9 protein-coding genes and 3 pseudogenes are annotated in these 16866 nt (G+C 69.1%); 5 read left to right on the forward strand and 7 right to left on the reverse strand.

Features of this window, described 5'->3' with window-relative positions; translation table 11 throughout:
- Window positions 1–7: 7 nt before the first annotated feature.
- Window positions 8–940 carry a LysR family transcriptional regulator gene (locus ACFJGX_RS12220; RefSeq protein ID WP_382156172.1) on the reverse strand — a complete coding sequence of 311 codons (933 nt, stop codon included), beginning with the start codon at window positions 938–940 and terminating at the stop codon, window positions 8–10.
- 215 nt (window positions 941–1155) lie between these two features.
- Here ACFJGX_RS12220 and ACFJGX_RS12225 point away from each other — a divergent pair, with 215 nt between their 5' ends.
- The gene (locus tag ACFJGX_RS12225; protein ID WP_382328471.1) at window positions 1156–1722 is read left to right on the forward strand and encodes a DUF4148 domain-containing protein; all 567 of its coding nucleotides are present in this window, start codon (window positions 1156–1158) and stop codon (window positions 1720–1722) included.
- Here the strand turns inward: ACFJGX_RS12225 and ACFJGX_RS12230 are convergent.
- Window positions 1719–3092 (reverse strand): sensor histidine kinase, encoded by a 1374-nt coding sequence (locus tag ACFJGX_RS12230; RefSeq protein ID WP_382328473.1) that lies wholly within the window; start codon window positions 3090–3092, stop codon window positions 1719–1721. The genes ACFJGX_RS12225 and ACFJGX_RS12230 overlap by 4 nt on opposite strands.
- Entirely contained in the window at window positions 3089–3751 is a 663-nt protein-coding gene (locus ACFJGX_RS12235) for a response regulator (protein WP_382328475.1), read from the reverse strand. Before ACFJGX_RS12235 ends, ACFJGX_RS12230 begins: the two co-directional genes overlap by 4 nt.
- A gap of 69 nt (window positions 3752–3820) precedes the next feature.
- Here ACFJGX_RS12235 and ACFJGX_RS12240 point away from each other — a divergent pair, with 69 nt between their 5' ends.
- Window positions 3821–4204, forward strand: coding sequence for a hypothetical protein (locus tag ACFJGX_RS12240; protein WP_382321037.1), 384 nt, complete (start codon window positions 3821–3823; stop codon window positions 4202–4204).
- A gap of 12 nt (window positions 4205–4216) precedes the next feature.
- Here the strand turns inward: ACFJGX_RS12240 and ACFJGX_RS12245 are convergent, their stop codons facing one another.
- Both ACFJGX_RS12245 and ACFJGX_RS12250 read right to left on the reverse strand, forming a co-directional pair.
- The gene (locus tag ACFJGX_RS12245) at window positions 4217–4693 is read right to left on the reverse strand and encodes a DUF1854 domain-containing protein (RefSeq protein WP_382321035.1); all 477 of its coding nucleotides are present in this window, start codon (window positions 4691–4693) and stop codon (window positions 4217–4219) included.
- The gene (locus ACFJGX_RS12250) at window positions 4690–6972 is read right to left on the reverse strand and encodes an ABC transporter transmembrane domain-containing protein (protein WP_382321032.1); all 2283 of its coding nucleotides are present in this window, start codon (window positions 6970–6972) and stop codon (window positions 4690–4692) included. Before ACFJGX_RS12250 ends, ACFJGX_RS12245 begins: the two co-directional genes overlap by 4 nt.
- Before the next feature lie 167 nt (window positions 6973–7139).
- Between ACFJGX_RS12250 and cphA (ACFJGX_RS12255) the strand changes: the two genes are divergently transcribed.
- Both cphA (ACFJGX_RS12255) and cphA (ACFJGX_RS12260) read left to right on the forward strand, forming a co-directional pair.
- The gene (cphA, locus tag ACFJGX_RS12255; RefSeq protein WP_382321030.1) at window positions 7140–9368 is read left to right on the forward strand and encodes a cyanophycin synthetase; all 2229 of its coding nucleotides are present in this window, start codon (window positions 7140–7142) and stop codon (window positions 9366–9368) included.
- A gap of 37 nt (window positions 9369–9405) precedes the next feature.
- Window positions 9406–11995, forward strand: a pseudogene (gene cphA / locus ACFJGX_RS12260) (cyanophycin synthetase).
- On the opposite strand, the pseudogene ACFJGX_RS12265 reads toward cphA (ACFJGX_RS12260), so the two are convergent.
- Window positions 11984–12984: pseudogene (locus tag ACFJGX_RS12265) on the reverse strand (endonuclease/exonuclease/phosphatase family protein). The pseudogenes cphA (ACFJGX_RS12260) and ACFJGX_RS12265 sit on opposite strands and share 12 nt — an antisense overlap.
- A gap of 108 nt (window positions 12985–13092) precedes the next feature.
- Window positions 13093–14876 (reverse strand): annotated as a pseudogene (locus tag ACFJGX_RS12270) (DEAD/DEAH box helicase).
- A 307-nt stretch (window positions 14877–15183) separates the two neighbouring features.
- Here ACFJGX_RS12270 and ettA point away from each other — a divergent pair.
- Window positions 15184–16845: an energy-dependent translational throttle protein EttA gene (ettA, locus tag ACFJGX_RS12275; RefSeq protein WP_291121668.1), complete on the forward strand. Its 1662-nt coding sequence runs from the start codon at window positions 15184–15186 to the stop codon at window positions 16843–16845.
- The last annotated feature ends 21 nt before the right edge of the window (window positions 16846–16866 follow it).

Below are 16866 nucleotides of genomic sequence, written 5' to 3' on the forward strand. Positions count from 1 at the left end.
GAGTGCGTCAGCAGCTGTTGCAGGTCGCCAGTGCGCTGCTCACGCGGGCGCGGGTCTGCTCGATGAGGTAGTCCAGAAACACCTCGGTGCGGCGCGGCATGAACTTGCGGCTGGGCAGGGCCGCGTACATCGTCAGCCGGTCGGTGATCCAGGGGTTGAGCACGCGCACCAGGTCGCCGCTCTCGATCATCGGCGCGGCCAGTTCGATGGTGGTGGCGGTGATGCCCGCGCCGTCGAGCGCGGCGTGCATCAGGGTGTCGGTGTGGTTGGCCCACAGCACGGGCTGCACCTCGATGTCGACGAAGCGGGCTTCGTCCGTCTCGTGCAGCAGGCGCCAGCCCCGGGTGCGGCCGGTCGCGGGCTTGAAGCGCAGGCAGTCGTGCCGCTCCAGGTCTTCGGGCCGCACGGGCGTGCCCTTGCGCTGCAGGTACTTGGGCGAGGCCAGCAGCACGGTGACGCTGGAGAGCACCTTGCGCGCGATCACGTTGGCATCGAACGAGGCCTGAGCGCCCATGAGCGTGATGTCGTAGTCCTGGATCGGGGGCTCGCGGGGGGAATCCACGTCGATGTCGAGCAGGATCTTGGGGTAGGCCTGCCGAAAGCCGCTGACCAGGGGGGCGAGCACGTGCGTGGCGAGCACGGGTGGTGCCAGCAGGCGCAGCACGCCCGCGAGTTCGCTGGTCTGCGAGCTCACCAGCGCGTGCGCCTCGTCGAGCTCTTGCAGGATCACGCGCACCCGGTCGAGGTAGTTCTCGCCCGCGTCGGTGAGGGAGACGCGGCGCGTCGTGCGGTGCAGCAGGCGGGTGCCCAGGTGGTCTTCCAGGTCGGCCACCAGCCGCGTGACCACGGCGGGCGACATGTCCATGGCGCGCGCCGCCGCCGCAAAACCCCCTTCATCGATCACTTTCTGGAAGGCACGCATCGAGGCCAGGCGGTCCATAACAAAGCTCCTTTAAAGGGTTTTCCCGGGTGTCAAAACCGTGATTATTGCTGAATTAGAAACACAATAGTCGTTTCAATGCTGTTTTTCTTCTGATTCAGAAACTTTACAGTTCATCCCATCGATGCACGCAAACCCCTCCGCAGAGGCATCGAAGCCGGCCAGACCGCACAACGGACCGACCGGCATGTTCAACCCTCTCCAAGGAAACTGTCATGAAAAAGCTGTCTGTTGTTGCCATCGCCCTCTCCACCCTCGTTGCCGGCCACGCCTTCGCCGCCGATGCCTCCGTGGGCAAGACCCGCGAACAAGTCCGCGCCGAACTGATCCAGGCCCAACGCAACGGTGACCTGATCGCCGACGGCCAAACCGGTGCCCGTTACAAGGACCTCGCCCCCCACCTCTACGCCCAACCCGTGGCCGTGAGCAAGAGCCGCGCTGAGGTGAAGGCCGAGCTGGCCGAAGCCATCCGCACCGGTGACATCGTGGCCGACGGCCAGACCGGCGCCAAGGCCAACGAGCTGTTCCCAGCCCAGTACGCCCAAGCCCGCGCCGACAAGGCCGTGGCCGCCACCGCCGCCGTGGGCAAGACCCGCGCCGAAGTGAAGGCCGAGCTGGCCGAAGCCCTGCGCACGGGCGACTACGTGGCCGATCGCCAGACCGGCGCCAAGGCCAACGAACTGTTCCCCGGCAAGTACGCCCAGCCGGTGCTGGCTGAAGGCAAGACGCGCGCTGAAGTGCGCGCCGAGCTGGTCGAATCGCGCCGCGCCAACGGCGGCTAAGTGGTCGGCAGTGCGCTGAAAGCGACGCGCACGCTCAAACCCCCCGGGGGGCTGCTGGCCAAGGTCAGCAGCCCCCCGTTTTGTTGGGCGATCTGCGCCACGATCGCCAGACCCAGGCCGCTGCCGGTGGCCTCGTTCTGCGGGTTCAGGCGCACGAAGCGCTCCAGCACCCGCTGGCGATCGGCCTCGGCAATGCCGGGGCCGTTGTCGTTGACGCTCAGCTGGGCACGGCCTTCGGCTTGCTCGACGTGCAGGTCCACCCGGCTGCCCGGGGGCGTGTGGCGCAAGGCGTTGTCCACCAAGTTGTCGAGCAGCACCCGCAGGTCCTGTGGATCGGCCAGCACGGTGGCGGCCTCGCGCCTGTCCAGCCCGAGATCGATGCCACGGGCTTCGGCGCGGGCCGAAAACGCGGCCACCACGTCCGCCGCCAGTTGATCCAGCCGCAGCGGCACGGGCTGGCGCTCGCGCCCATCCGCTTCCAGCCGCGCCATCTGCAGCAGTTGCGCCACCAGGTGGGTGCTGCGGGCGATGCCCTGGTCGAGTTCATCCAGCGCGGCCTCGCGCTCGCCCGGCGGCGCGCGGCGCGTGAGCTGGGCCTGCAGCTTGACGGCCGCCAGGGGGGTGTTCAATTCATGGGCGGCGTCGGCCAGCATCTGGCGCTGGCGCGTGAGCAGGCGCGACACGCGCTCCAGCAATTGGTTGAGCGCCTGGCCCAGCGGCGCGACCTCCTCGGGCAAACCGTCCGTGGCGATCGCTTGCAGGTCTTTTTCGTCGCGCCGCCGGATGTCCTGGCCCAGCGCCTCCAGCGGCGCCAGCGCGCGGTTGACGGCCACGCGGATCAGCAGGCCGAGCAGCAGCACGAGCACCGCCACCGGCACCAGCAGCCAGGGCGCCATCTGGGCGAAGCTGCTGGCGCGGTCGCTGGCGGTCTTGGCGATCTGCACGATTTCCTCGTCGTCCACCAGCGTGTAGACCCGCCAGGCTTCGCCCGACCACTCGACGTTGTGAAAACCGGGCTCCTGCAAGGGCGGGCCGATGCCCTCGACCGAGGCGTACAACAGCTCCGCGTCGGTGGACCAGATCTGGCTGATGAAGCGGCCCAGGTCGTCCGTGACCCAGGGTGGCGGGTTGTCCTGCGGGGCCGGGCGGGCCGTGGGCCGCGGTGCCGCGTGCTCGGGTGGGTCCAGGGCCCAGCTGTGGGGGCGCACGCCGTGCCGCACCACCGAATGCGCGATCTGCTCCATGCCGAAATCGCGCACCCGGTTGAAGGCCTGCCAGGCCAGGTGGTAGGTGAAGGCGCTGACCAGCACGCTGGTGACGACCAGCGCCGTGATCTGCCAGAACAGCAGGCGCTGGCGGATCGAGTTCATGCCGCGGCGACCAGCTTGTAGCCCACGCCCCGCACGTTCTTGATCCAGGCCGCCCCCAGTTTGCGCCGCAGGTGGTGCACGTGCACCTCCACTGCGTTGCTCGCCACCTCTTCCTGCCAGCCGTAGAGGCGGCTTTCCAGCTGTTCGCGCGAGAGCACGGTGCCCGGGTTTTCCATCAGGGCGAGCAGCAGGTCGTATTCGCGCGCGGCCAGGGTGACGGGCTGGTTGTCGAGCAGGGCCTCGCGGCGCAGCGGCCGCATGGTGAGGCGGCCGAACTGCAGCTCGGGCTGGGCGCGCCCGCTGCCCCGGCGCGCGAGCGCGTGCACGCGCGCCACCAGCTCGTCGAGGTCGAAGGGTTTGGTGAGGTAGTCGTCGGCCCCCAGGTTGAGGCCGGCCACGCGGTCGCTCACGGCGTCGCGCGCCGAGACCACCAGCACGGGTACCGGGCGGTCTTCCGAGCGCAGCCACTGCAGCAGCTGCAGGCCATCCAGCCCGGGCAAGCCGATGTCGAGCAGCAGCACGGCGTAGGTCTGTTCGCGCAGCGCGGCCTGCGTCTGCGGGCCGTCCTGCGTCCAGTCCAGGGAAAAGCCGGCCAGGCGCAGCCCGCGCTCCATGCTCCGGCCCAGCATGAGGTCGTCTTCGGCGAGTAGAACTTTCATGGTTGCGTAGTGTGAGCGAAAAGCGCGAACGCCTCTGGTACAAAGCAAAGCCCGACTCCGGAGATTTCCTTGAGCACATTCCCGCAGGTGATTCTGTTCACCGACACCGATGGCCGCGCGCGTTTTCGCGAGGCCGAGATCCCCTTGTCCGAGGGCTCGCCCGCGGCCCGGCTCTCGGCCCTGCTGCCGGCGACGGCCTGCCAGTTGCGCCAGAGCCCGGTGGGCTTTCGCAGCGAGTTCCATTGCACCGGCGATGCGCAATGGCTGTTCGTGCTGCAGGGCTGCATGGAGATCGGCCTGCAGGACGGCAGCTGGCGCGCCTTCGGGCCGGGCCAGCATTTCTACTCGGCCGACACGCTGCCCCCCGGGGCCAGCTTCGACCCCACGGTGCACGGCCACCGCAGCCGGCAGGTGGGCGACGAACCGCTGGTGACCCTGTTCGTCAGGGGCTGAGCGGGCGCGCCGTCAGAGGAACCGGTCGAGCAGCCGGCGCGAGTGCGCGTCCAGCGCGAAGCGGTCGCGCACGCCGAAGCACACACCCTGGCCGCTCAGGATCAGCAGGGCCTGGCCTTCGAGGCGGCGGATGTCGTCCTCGCTGCGCAGCACGAAGCTGGTGGGGCCGCGGTCGGTGCTCACCTGCCAGGTGCTGGGCGTGGAAAAGGTGGACACCGATTCGATGCGCTGGATCACCGGCGTGAACTCGCGTTGCACCAGTTCTTCCTGCAGCAACTGCCGCAAGTCGGCTGGCAAGGCGGAGAGGCGGTCCACCCAGACCAGTTCGTGGCCGTCGCTGCCCACCAGCGACAGGCCTTCGTCGGGCGCGCCGATGGGGAAGGCCCGCACGGGCACCACGCCCACGTGGGTCTCACCGGCGGCGTCCGTGAGCACGAGGCGGCCGAAGGGGTTGCGCTGCAGTTGCCAGGCGGGGTTCGGGGTGTTCATGCGTCGTTGTCCTCGGGCGTGTCGGCGTCGAGCAGGGCGGCGGCCTCCTGCTCCTTGCGCGCCTGCGCTTCGTACAGGCGCCAGTAGGCGCCGCGCTGCGCCATCAGTTCGTCGTGCGGGCCGATCTCCACCACCTGGCCGCGGTCCATCACCACCAGGCGGTCGGCCTTGCGCAGGGTGGAGAGCCGGTGCGCGATGGCGATGGTGGTGCGGCCCTGCACCAGGTTGTCCAGCGCCTTCTGGATTTCCTTCTCGGTCTCGGTGTCCACGGAGGAGGTGGCCTCGTCCAGGATCAGGATGCGCGGGTCGATCAGCAGCGCGCGCGCGATGCTGATGCGCTGGCGCTCGCCACCCGAGAGGCCCTGGCCGCGCTCGCCGACCAGCGAGTCGTAGCCCTGCGGCAGCCGCAGGATGAACTCGTGCGCGTGCGCGGCGCGCGCGGCGGCCACGATCTCGGCGCGCGTGGCGCCGGGTTTGCCGTAGGCGATGTTCTCGGCGATGGTGCCGAAGAACAGGAAGGGCTCCTGCAGCACCAGGCCGATGTGGCGGCGGAAGTCGGCCACGCCGACGCGGCGGATGTCGGTGCCATCGATGCGGATGGCGCCTTCACTCACGTCGTAGAAGCGGCACAGCAGGTTGACCAGGGTGCTCTTGCCCGAGCCGCTGTGGCCGACCAGGCCGATCATCTCGCCGGGGCGGATGTCCAGGCTCAGGTTGCGGATCACGGTGCGGCTGCCGTAGCGGAAGCTCACGCCTTCCATCTGCAGGCCGCCCTGCACCTGGGTCAGCGGCACCGGCTGAGCCGGCTCGGGAACGTTGGAGACGTGGTCCAGGATGTCGAAGATGCGCTTGGCGCCCGAGGCGGCCTTCTGCGTCACCGAGACGATGCGGCTCATCGAGTCGAGCCGGCCATAGAAGCGCCCGATGTAGGCGATGAAGGCGGTGAGCACGCCCACCGTGATCTCGCTCTGGCTGACCAGCCAGATGCCGAAGGCCCACACCACCAGCAGACCGATCTCGGTGAGCAGGGTGACGGTGGGGGTGAACAGCGACCAGGTCTTGTTGATGCGGTCGTTGACGGCCAGGTTGTGCTCGTTGGCCTGTTTGAAGCGCCGCGCCTCGCGGGCTTCCTGGGCGAAGGCCTTGACCACGCGGATACCGGGGATGGTGTCGGCCAGCACGTTGGTCACCTCGCCCCAGACGCGGTCGATCTTCTCGAAGCCGGTGCGCAGGCGGTCGCGCACGAGGTGGATCATCCAGCCGATGAAGGGCAGGGGCACCAGCGTGGCCAGCGCCAGCCAGGGGTTGATCGAGAACAGGATCACCGCGGTCATGGTGATCATCAGCACGTCGGTGAGGAAGTCCAGCGCGTGCAGGGACAGGAAGACGCTGATGCGGTCGGTTTCGCTGCCGATGCGCGCCATGAGGTCGCCGGTGCGTTTGCTGCTGAAGTAGTCCAGCGAAAGCTCGAGCAGGTGGTCGAAGGTGGTGGTGCGCAGGTCCGAGCTGATGCGCTCGGACACCAGGGCCAGCAACCAGGTGCGCGCCCAGCCCAGGCCCCAGGCCAGCAGGGCCGAGCCCAGCAGGCCGCTGAGCAGGGCCAGCACCAGGCCGGTGTCGATTTCCTGGCCGTTCTGGAACGGGATCAGCACCCGGTCCATCAGCGGGATGGTCAGGTAGGGCGGCACCAGCGTGGCGGCGGTGGAGGCCAGCGTGAGCAGGAAACCGGTGAGCAGCGTCCACCGGTAGGGCCGGGCGAAGCGCCACAGGCGCAGCAGCACCCAGGTGGACGGCGGGGCCTGCGGCACTTCCTGGGCGCATTCCGGGCATTCATCGCTGTCGGCCGGCAGGGTGGCCTGGCACTGGGGGCAGGTGCGGGCGGGTTCCTCGATCACCTGCTCGGACGCCTGATCCAGCTGGGCCATCAGGCGATGGAACTGGTCGACCATGCGCGCGGCCCGGGCCTGCACGCCCATGGTGAAGCGCCACACCGCGATGCGCCCCTGGGCGTCCAGCAGCTCCAGGGTGCCGACACCGGCGTGGTCGCTCAGCCGCAGCTCCATACCCGGGCTCAGTATCCACTCCTGGCCTTCGAGTGTGAACTTTTGACGGGTTAACAACAGGGTGCGCGTACGGAAATGTAAATCGCTGTCCAAGTCCAGCGCCAAGGCAACGACAGCGCTATCATCGCCCCCCAGCTGGGTTGATGCGGGCCGCAAGGCGTCCTGTGCAGGGTCGGCTCCTGGGGCTGAGGATTCAGCTGGAAAGTGTGAAAGCATGGTGAAGATGACAGCGTGGCGTCGACCGCGAGAAATGGCATGCTCCCACGGGGGAGCCTTGCATTTTCACCGATGTCGAGCCCGCGATCGTTGATGGCATTGAAGTTCTTCTGAACCCCTGATCGGTACTACACCCGGTCGCCCGAATCACGCGTCCCGCCGGAGACATGAGCTCGAAACACGACATCACGCTGCTGCGCATCAACTACCTGCGCGGCCCCAACATCTGGACGTACCGACCGGTGCTCGAAGTCTGGCTGGATCTGGGCGATCTGGAGGACTTTCCTTCCAACAAGCTGCCCGGCCTCACCGAACGCCTGGTCGAATGGCTGCCCGCCCTCGAAGAACACCACTGCGGTGTGGGTGAGCGCGGTGGCTTCATCCAGCGCCTGCGCGAGGGCACCTGGGCCGGCCACATCCTGGAACACATCGTCATCGAGCTGCTGAATCTGGCGGGCATGCCCACCGGTTTCGGCCAGACGCGCGAGACCAGCCGGCGCGGTGTCTACCGCATGGTGTTCCGCGCCCGCGACGAGGCCGTGGCCCGGGCCGCGCTCACCGAAGCGCATGCCCTGCTGCTCGCCGCCATCCGCCAGCGCGAGGACGGCGCGGCCGGCTTCGACGTGCCGGCCGCCGTGGCGCGCCTGGTCGAGCAGATCGACCGCAGCTACCTCGGCCCGAGCACCGCGTCCATCGTCGCCGCGGCTACGGACCGGGGTATCCCCCACCTGCGCCTGAACGACGGCAACCTGGTCCAGCTCGGCCAGGGCCGGCACCAGCGCCGCATCTGGACGGCCGAGACCGACCGCACCAGCGCCATCGCCGGCAACATCGCGCACGACAAGGACCTGACCAAGAGCCTGCTGGCCTCCTGCGGCGTGCCCGTGCCCGAAGGCCAGGTGGTCGACAGCCCGCAAGCCGCCTGGGAAGCCGCGCAGGAGATCGGCCTGCCGGTGGTGGTCAAACCCTCCGACGCCAACCATGGCCGTGGGGTGAGCCTGGACCTGTCGGAGCGCGAAGACATCGAAAAAGCCTTCTCGGTGGCCGACGCCGAGGGCAGTGAGGTCATGGTCGAGCGCTACGTGCTGGGCGACGAGCACCGCCTGCTGGTCGTGGGCGGCCGCGTGGTCGCGGCGGCGCGCGGTGAAAGCCTGTCGGTGGTGGGCGATGGCCGCTCCACCGTGGAACAGCTCATCGACAGCCAGCTCAACAGCGACCCGCGCCGGGGCGAGGCCGAGGAGTTCCCGCTCGAGACCATCCGCCTGGACCGCGAACCCGTCATGCGCCTGCTGCTGGAGCGCCAGGGCCTATCGGGCGAGGCCGTGCCCGCCCTGGGCCGGCGCGTGATGGTCCAGCGCAATGGCAACGTGGCGATCGACTGCACCGACGAAGTGCACCCCGAGGTGGCGCACGCCGTGACACTGGCCGCCCGCGTGGTGGGGCTGGACGTGGCCGGTGTGGACCTGGTCGCCCAGGACATTGGCCGCCCGCTGCAGGCGCAAGGCGGCGCGGTGGTGGAGGTGAACGCCGGGCCTGGGCTGCTGATGCACCTCAAGCCCGCCACCGGCCTGTCGCGCCCGGTGGGCCGTGCCATCGTGGACCACCTGTTCGACGAAGGCGGCAACGGCCGCGTGCCCATCGTGGGCGTGGCCAGCTCGCGCCATGGCAACGCCATCGCCCGGCTGGTGGGCTGGCTGCTGCACCTGAGCGGCCACCAGGTCGGCCTGGCCTGCCAGGACGGCCTGTTCCTGGGCAACCGCAAGGTCGATGCCCGGCCCAGCGCCCATTGGGAGGCCGGCCAGCGCCTGCTGATGAACCGCGAGATCGACGCCGTGGTGCTGGAGAACGGCCCCGCCGTCATCCTGGACGACGGTCTGGCCTACGACCGCTGCACCGTGGGGGTCGTGACCGATCTCGACGACTTCCAGGGCCTGGAGCGGCACGACGTGCGCAGCACCGACCAGCTCTACCGCGTGATGCGCACCCAGGTGGACGTGGTGCTGCCCGACGGCGTGGCCGTGCTCAACGCCGACGACGCCCGGGTGCTGGAGATGGTCGAGCTGTGCGATGGGGATGTGATTCTTTACGGCATGGACGCCGCCTCGCCCGCGCTGCAGAAACACCGCGAGGCGGGCTCTCGCACCGTATCGGTGTTCGAAGGCCAGCTGGTGCTGGCCGAGGGCGTGCGCAAGGCCCACCGCGTTCGGCTGGACGCACCCGTGGTGCAGGGGCTGCTGCAGTCGCTGGGCGCGCACACCTTGATGGCCGTGGCCGCCGCCGCCTGGGCGCTCGCGGTCTCGCCCGAACTGATGGCCGCCGGCATCGAGACGGCGGGTCTCGACGTCGCTCCTATCCCCGAACGGCCAGAACCGGTTACCCTGGACGCGGCGCGCTGAGCGCCGGTCCTCTCTTCATTCACTCCCAGCTTCCGTCATGGACGTTTCTCGCATCCGGACCCTGCGCGGCCCCAATCTCTGGAGCCGCCACACCTGCATCGAGGCCATCGTCTCCTGCGAACCGCACGAGATGGACCTGCAAGCCCTGCCGGATTTCGAACGGCGGCTGCGCGAGCTCTTCCCCTCCGTGGGACCCCTGGAGCCCAGCAACCCGCAAGAGCATCTGACCCTGGCCCATGTGCTGGAAGCCACCGCGCTGGCCCTGCAGGCCCAGGCGGGGTGCCCGGTCTCCTTCAGCCGCACCTCGGCCACGCTGGAGCCGGGCGTGTTCCAGGTGGTGGCGCAGTACAGCGAGGAGGTGGTGGGCCGGCTGGCCTTCGACATCGCCCGCGAACTGCTCGCCGCCGCCGGCGCGGGCGATGCCGGAAGCTACGACGTGGAGGCAGCGATCGCCCGCCTGCGCGCGCTCGACGAAGACGTGCGCCTGGGCCCCAGCACCGGCTGCATCGTGGACGCCGCCGTGGCGCGCAACATTCCCTACCGCCGCCTCACCACCGGCAGCCTGGTGCAGCTGGGCTGGGGCTCGCGCCAGCGCCGCATCTGGGCCGCCGAGGTGGACAGCACCAGCGCGGTCTCGGAGTCGATCGCCCAGGACAAGGACCTGACCAAGGCCCTGCTCGGCGCCGCCGGTGTGCCGGTGCCCGAAGGGCGGCCCGTCAGCGACGCCGACGACGCCTGGGCGGCCGCCATGGAGATCGGCCTGCCCGTGGTCGTCAAGCCGCAGGACGGCAACCAGGGCAAGGGCGTGACGGTCAACATCGTCTCGCGCGAGCACATGGACATCGCGTTCCGCGCGGCCGCCGAGATTGGCGACGTGATGGTCGAGAAATACCTGCCGGGCAGCGACTTCCGCCTGCTCGTGGTGGGCGACAAGGTGGTGGCCGCCTCGCGGCGCGAGCCACCGCACGTGATCGGCGATGGCGAGCACACCGTGCGCGAGCTGGTGGACCTGGTCAACGCCGACCCCCGGCGCGGCGACGGCCACGCCACCTCGCTGACCAAGATCCGCTTCGACGACATCGCCCTGGCGCGCCTGGACGTGCAGGGTTTGAAACCCGAGTCGGTGCCCGAGATGGGCCGCCGCGTCGTGCTGCGCAACAACGCCAACCTGAGCACCGGCGGCACCGCGACAGACGTCACCGACGACCTGCACCCGGACGTGGCCGCCCGCGCCGTGGCCGCCGCGCAGACGGTGGGCCTGGACATCTGCGGCGTCGACGTGGTCTGCGAGAACGTGCACGTGCCGCTGGAGAAGCAGCACGGTGGCGTGGTCGAGGTCAACGCCGCGCCCGGCCTGCGCATGCACCTCTCGCCGTCGTACGGCAAGGGCCGCCCGGTCGGCGAGGCCGTGATCGCCAACATGTTCGAACCCGGCGACGATGGGCGCATCCCCGTGGTCGCCGTCACCGGCACCAACGGCAAGACCACCACCACGCGGCTGATCGCGCACCTCACTGCGCACCAGCGGCATGCGCGTGGGCATGACCAACACGGACGGCGTGTACGTCGATGGCCGCCAGATCGACAGCGGCGACTGCTCGGGCCCCAAGAGCGCGCGCAACGTGCTGCTGCACCCCGACGTGGACGCCGCCGTGCTCGAAACGGCCCGCGGCGGCATGCTGCGCGAGGGCCTCGGCTTCGATCAGTGCCAGGTCGCGGTGGTGACCAACGTGGGCACCGGCGACCACCTGGGCCTGAACTACATCACCACCGTCGAAGACCTCGCGGTGCTCAAGCGCGTGATCGTGATGAACGTCGCGCCCACGGGTTACGCGGTGCTCAACGCGGCCGATCCCATCGTCGCGGCCATGGCCGCCAAGTGCACCGGCGGCGTGGTCTTCTTCGCGCAGGACCACGACCACCCCGTGCTGGCCGCGCACCGCGTGCAGGGCAAGCGCACCATCTGCGTCGAAGGTGATCGCATCATCGTGACCGAAGGCAGCTGGCGCGTGCAGATTCCGCTGCAGGGCGTGCCCATCACGCGCGGCGGCACCATCGGCTTCCAGAAGGACAACGTCATGGCGGCCATCGGCGCGGCCTGGTGCGCCGGCCTGGATTGGGACACCATCGCGCGTGGTCTGGCCAGCTTCTCCAACGACGCCGACAACGCGCCGGGCCGCTTCAACGTGATGGACTACCGCGGCGCCACCGTGATCGCCGACTACGGCCACAACCCGGACGCGATGCGCGCCCTGGTCGAGGCGGTCAACGCCATGCCCGCGCGCCGGCGCAGCGTGGTCATCAGCGGCGCGGGCGACCGCCGCGACGAAGACATCCGCGAGCAGACCACGATCCTGGGCAAGGCCTTCGACGACGTGCTGCTGTTCCAGGACGCCTGCCAGCGCGGCCGCGAAGATGGCGAGGTGCTCACGCTGCTGCGCGAGGGACTCGCCGGGGCGAGCCGCACGAAAGAGGTGTTCGAGATCCGGGGCGAATTCGTGGCCATCGACGCCGCGCTGGAGCGGTTGCAACCCGGCGACCTCTGCCTCGTGCTGGTGGACCAGGTGGAAGAGGCGCTCGCGCACCTCGCGCAGCGCATCCGCGAAGCGGGCGCCTCAGCCCGCTGAGAGGGGCAGGTCGGGCAGGCGCAGCCGCAGCAGCGCCCGCACGAAGCCGTGGTCGCTGCGGCTGCGGTCGCGGCCCTCGAACAGGTGGTCGTTGAACACCTCCACGCGCCGCACATCGCCGATCGATCGCCGGCTGGTCGCGACGAACTGCTCGCTCACCAGCAACTGGTCCAGCACCTCGGGGTAGCCCTGGTGGATGTGCGAGTACGCCACGTCGCGGCGCATCGCCGCTTCGCCTTGCACGTCCCAGGCGCTGAACAGCGCGTGGTCGAGCGCGCCCTTGTCGTAGGCCACCTGCGAGGTGGCCGCGATCAGCTGCGTCGTCACGCTGTGCGGGCCGTCGTTCAGATCGCCCATGAGCACCAGCGGCAGCTGGGTGCGGTGCAGCAGCTCGACCACCTTCAGGCGCAGCGCCAGGGCTTCGCTGGCGCGCATGACCAGCGAACGCAGCGAGGCCAGCGCCTGCACCGCCGGGTCGGCCGTGTCTTCGATGCCCACCCCGTTGGCATCTTCCAGGAACTTGGGCCGCTTGCTCTTGAGGTGCGCGGTGATCACGCACACCGGCTGGCCGTGCTTGAGGCGCAGCATCGCGATCAGCGGCGGGCGTTCGAAGCGGGTGTGCAGGCCCAGGCCAGGCACCTGCACGCGGGCCGCTTCGGGAAAGTCGTTGAGCGACTGCAGCGAATCGACCTTCAGGCGCGTCACGATGCCCACCCGGGGCGTGCCTTGCGCGCCGATCTGGCCGGGACTGTTTTCGGCACCGGGCACGGCGACGAAACCGTATTGCAGCCCGCTGCGCGCCACCGCCGTGCGCAGGGCGGCCTCGTCCCAGACCTCCTGCACCGCCAGCACGTCGGCGTTGAGGGCCCGGAACCGATCGCCCAGCCAACCCACCTTGCGCTCGAACTCGGTGTGGGTGTAAGGGTCCTGCCCTTCGTAGAAGTGGCGGCCCGGCTGGGCCAGGTTGAGCACGTTGCAGGTGCGATCATGAGGGTGGCATAACGTGCCGGCGCCCCGCTGCGCAGCAGAGGCCGACGGGGCGCCGAGGGGGGTGGTGCGGTCAAGGGACATGACCGCACTGTAGTGGGAAAGCCGCCTTAGCGGATGCGACCGTAGTTGGTGCGCAATGGGTCGGCCTGGCCGCCACCACCGGAGTTGCGCGGGCCGTTGCCACCACGACCGCCGCCGCCCTTGCCACCGCGGTTGCCGGTGCGCATCGCATCGATGCTGGTGCGCAGCGGATCGGGCTGGCCGCCGGGGTTGGCCGCGCGTGGGCGGGGCTCCTTGATGCGCAGGCTGCCCAGGTGGGCGTTGGGGCCGGGCTGGCGCTCGGCGCCAGGTTCGCGCTCCTCGCGCGGACCACGGTCTTCACGGAAGCCGCGGTCTTCGCGCGGCGGGCGCTGGCCTTGCTGCGCAACCTCCGTGGCGTTGGCCCTGGCGCTGGCCATTGCCACCGCCGCCATTGCCGTTGGCGCGCTGCGCCACCACCGTTGCCACGCCGGCTTTCACCGCGCGGGCCATCGGCCTGGCTGCCATCACCGGCCGGGCGCTGGCGCTGGCCGCCACCACCGTTGCCACGGCCTTGCGGCTCGCCGGCCTTCTTCTCGCGCACGCGCTGCAGCATCTCGGTGCGCGCGGCCTTGGCGGCCGCCGCCATCACCTCGCGGCTGGGCGGCTTGCCCGCGCCGCCCCAGATGGTCTGGCGGCCCATGGCGATGGGCTCGGCCTTCTCGCCTGGCTCTGGCATGAACTCGGGGAAGATCTGCACCGGGATCTGCTGCTTGGTGAAGCGCTCGATCTCCATCATGAAGCCTTCTTCGTCCAGGCTCACGAGGTTCACGGCTTCGCCGCTGTTGCCCGCGCGGCCGGTGCGGCCGATGCGGTGCACGTAGTCTTCGCTGACGTTGGGGATCTCGTAGTTCACGACGTGCGGCAGCTCGTCGATGTCGATGCCGCGCGCGGCGATGTCGGTCGCGACCAGGGCGCGGATCTCGCCACTCTTGAAGCCGGCCAGCGCCTGGGTGCGGGCACCCTGGCTCTTGTTGCCGTGCAGCGCCATCGCGTGGATGCCGTTCTTGGTGAGGTACTCGGCGACGTTGTTGGCGCCGAACTTGGTGCGCGTGAACACCAGCACCTGGCTCCAGTTGTGCTGGTTGATGATGTGGACCAGCAGGGCCTTCTTCTTGCCTCGGCCCACGGGGTGGATCACCTGGGTGATGCGCTGCACCGTGGTGTTGCGAGGAGTGACCTGGATGTGCAGCGGGTCCTTGAGCAGGGCGCTGGCGAGGTCGCGGATCTCGTCGCTGAAGGTGGCCGAGAACAGCAGGCTCTGCTTTTCCTTGGGCACCAGCGCGAGGATCTTCTTCACGTCGTGGATGAAGCCCATGTCGAGCATGCGGTCGGCTTCGTCCAGCACCAGCATCTGCACGGTGGAGAGGTCGAGGAAGCCTTGCTGCTGCAGGTCGAGCAGTCGGCCGGGGGTGCGCACCAGGATGTCGACGCCGCGCTTCATGGCGTTGATCTGCGGGTTCATGCCGACGCCGCCGAAGACGACGGTGGAGGTCAGCGAAAGGTGTTTGCCGTACACGCGCACCGACTCTTCGACCTGGGCGGCGAGTTCGCGGGTGGGGGTGAGCACCAGGGCACGGATGCCCACGCCGCCAAAGCGGCTCTTGGCGCGCTCGCTGCCGGAGAGGCGTTGCAGCAGCGGGAGGGTGAAGGCGGCGGTCTTGCCGGTGCCCGTCTGGGCGCCACCGAGCAGGTCGCGGCCGGCCAGCACGGCGGGGATGGCCTCCACCTGGATGGGGGTGGGGGTTTCGTAACCGTGCTCGCGCACGGCTTGCACGATGGCCGGGGCCAGGTTCAGATCGTCAAAGGTCATGTAGATGAGGCGCCCGTCCAGGGCGCTGGGGGCATCGGCCACTCCGGATGTCGCGGCCTGGTTGGCTGCGGCGCCCGGTCAGTCTGGGGCAGATGGATTCAGGAAGTCGGTGGCCGCAAGCGGGTTGCGCACACCCCGGCGAAGTGCCGGCGCCGAGCCAACTGAAGTGCCCGACAGGGTCTATTGTCGCACGATCGGGGCTTTGCCGCCGTCAACCGCCGCTCAAAAGCGGTCCATGGGTGTCTGAGGGGATAATCATGGGTTGCGCGGCCGTCCTGGCTGCAGATTCTTCAGGCAGAACATTCCCATGGCTCAATACGTCTTTTCCATGAACCGGGTCGGCAAGATCGTGCCGCCCAAGCGACAGATCCTCAAGGACATCTCGCTCTCGTTCTTCCCGGGCGCCAAGATCGGCGTGCTGGGCACCAACGGTTCGGGCAAGTCCACGCTGCTCAAGATCATGGCCGGCATCGACAAGGAGATCGAAGGCGAAGCGATCCCGATGCCGGGCATCCGCATCGGCTACCTGCCCCAGGAACCCCAGCTCGACCCCGAGCAGAACGTGCGCGAGGCGGTCGAGGCCAGCATGAGCGGTGTGCGCGCCGCGCAGAAGCGCCTGGACGAGGTCTACGCGGCCTATGCCGAGGAAGACGCCGACTTCGACGCCCTGGCCGCCGAGCAGGCGCAGCTCGAAGCCATCATCGCGACCTCGGGCACCGACGGCGAACACCAGCTCGAAATCGCGGCCGACGCGCTGCGCCTGCCGCCCTGGGACGCCAAGATCGGCGTGCTCTCCGGCGGTGAGAAGCGCCGCGTGGCGCTGTGCTGCCTGCTGCTGTCCAAGCCCGACATGCTGTTGCTCGACGAACCGACCAACCACTTGGACGCCGAATCGGTGGACTGGCTCGAGCAGTTCCTGCAACGCTTCCCCGGCACCGTGGTGGCGATCACCCACGATCGCTACTTCCTGGACAACGCGGCCGAGTGGATTCTCGAACTCGACCGCGGCCACGGCATTCCCTACAAGGGCAACTACTCCACCTGGCTGGAGCAGAAGGAAGCCCGCCTGGAGCAGGAGCAGCGCACCGAAGACGCCCGCACCAAGGCCATGAAGAAGGAACTGGAGTGGGTGCGCCAGAACCCCAAGGGCCGCCAGGCCAAGAGCAAGGCGCGCCTGGCCCGTTTCGAAGAGCTGAGCGACGTCGAGTACCAGAAGCGCAACGAAACCAACGAGATCTTCATTCCCGTGGCCGAGCGCCTGGGCAACGAGGTGTTCGAGTTCAAGAACGTCAGCAAGTCCTTCGGTGACCGCCTGCTGATCGACAACCTGAGCTTCCAGATCCCCGCGGGCGCCATCGTCGGCATCATCGGCCCCAACGGCGCGGGCAAGTCCACGCTGTTCAAGCTGATCAGCGGCAAGGAACAGCCGGACTCCGGCGAAGTGAAGATCGGCCAGACCGTGAAGATGGCCTTCGTCGACCAGAGCCGCGAAGGCCTGGACGGCGACAAGACCGTGTGGGAAGACATCTCCGGCGGCCTAGACATGATCACCGTGGGCAAGTTCCAGATGCCCAGCCGCGCGTACTGCGGGCGCTTCAACTTCTCCGGCGGCGACCAGCAAAAGCGCGTGGGCAGCCTCTCGGGCGGTGAACGCGGTCGCCTGCACCTGGCCAAGACGCTGGCCGAGGGCGGCAACGTGCTGCTGCTGGACGAACCCTCGAACGACCTGGACGTGGAAACCCTGCGCGCGCTCGAAGACGCGCTGCTCGAGTTCGCCGGTTGCGCGCTGGTCATCAGCCACGATCGCTGGTTCCTCGACCGCATCGCCACCCACATTCTGGCCGCCGAAGGCGACAGCCAGTGGGTGTTCTTCAACGGCAACTACCAGGAGTACGAAGCCGACAAGAAGAAGCGCCTGGGTGAAGAGGGTGCCAAGCCCAAGCGCATGCGCTTCAAAGCCTTGAAGTAAGCCCACCCCCGCGCCGGCCCG

Source organism: Hydrogenophaga sp. UC242_50, assembly GCF_042697355.1.
GTDB lineage: Bacteria > Pseudomonadota > Gammaproteobacteria > Burkholderiales > Burkholderiaceae_C > Hydrogenophaga.

What these genes read in the sequence shown, in the direction of transcription:
- ACFJGX_RS12220 (WP_382156172.1), bottom strand. Translation starts at nt 940, where the DNA reads ATGGACCGCCTGGCCTCGATGCGTGCCTTCCAGAAAGTGATCGATGAA.
- ACFJGX_RS12225 (WP_382328471.1), top strand. Translation starts at nt 1,156, where the DNA reads ATGAAAAAGCTGTCTGTTGTTGCCATCGCCCTCTCCACCCTCGTTGCC.
- ACFJGX_RS12230 (WP_382328473.1), bottom strand. Translation starts at nt 3,092, where the DNA reads ATGAACTCGATCCGCCAGCGCCTGCTGTTCTGGCAGATCACGGCGCTG.
- ACFJGX_RS12235 (WP_382328475.1), bottom strand. Translation starts at nt 3,751, where the DNA reads ATGAAAGTTCTACTCGCCGAAGACGACCTCATGCTGGGCCGGAGCATG.
- ACFJGX_RS12245 (WP_382321035.1), bottom strand. Translation starts at nt 4,693, where the DNA reads ATGAACACCCCGAACCCCGCCTGGCAACTGCAGCGCAACCCCTTCGGC.
- ACFJGX_RS12250 (WP_382321032.1), bottom strand. Translation starts at nt 6,972, where the DNA reads ATGCTTTCACACTTTCCAGCTGAATCCTCAGCCCCAGGAGCCGACCCT.
- cphA (WP_382321030.1), top strand. Translation starts at nt 7,140, where the DNA reads ATGAGCTCGAAACACGACATCACGCTGCTGCGCATCAACTACCTGCGC.
- ettA (WP_291121668.1), top strand. Translation starts at nt 15,184, where the DNA reads ATGGCTCAATACGTCTTTTCCATGAACCGGGTCGGCAAGATCGTGCCG.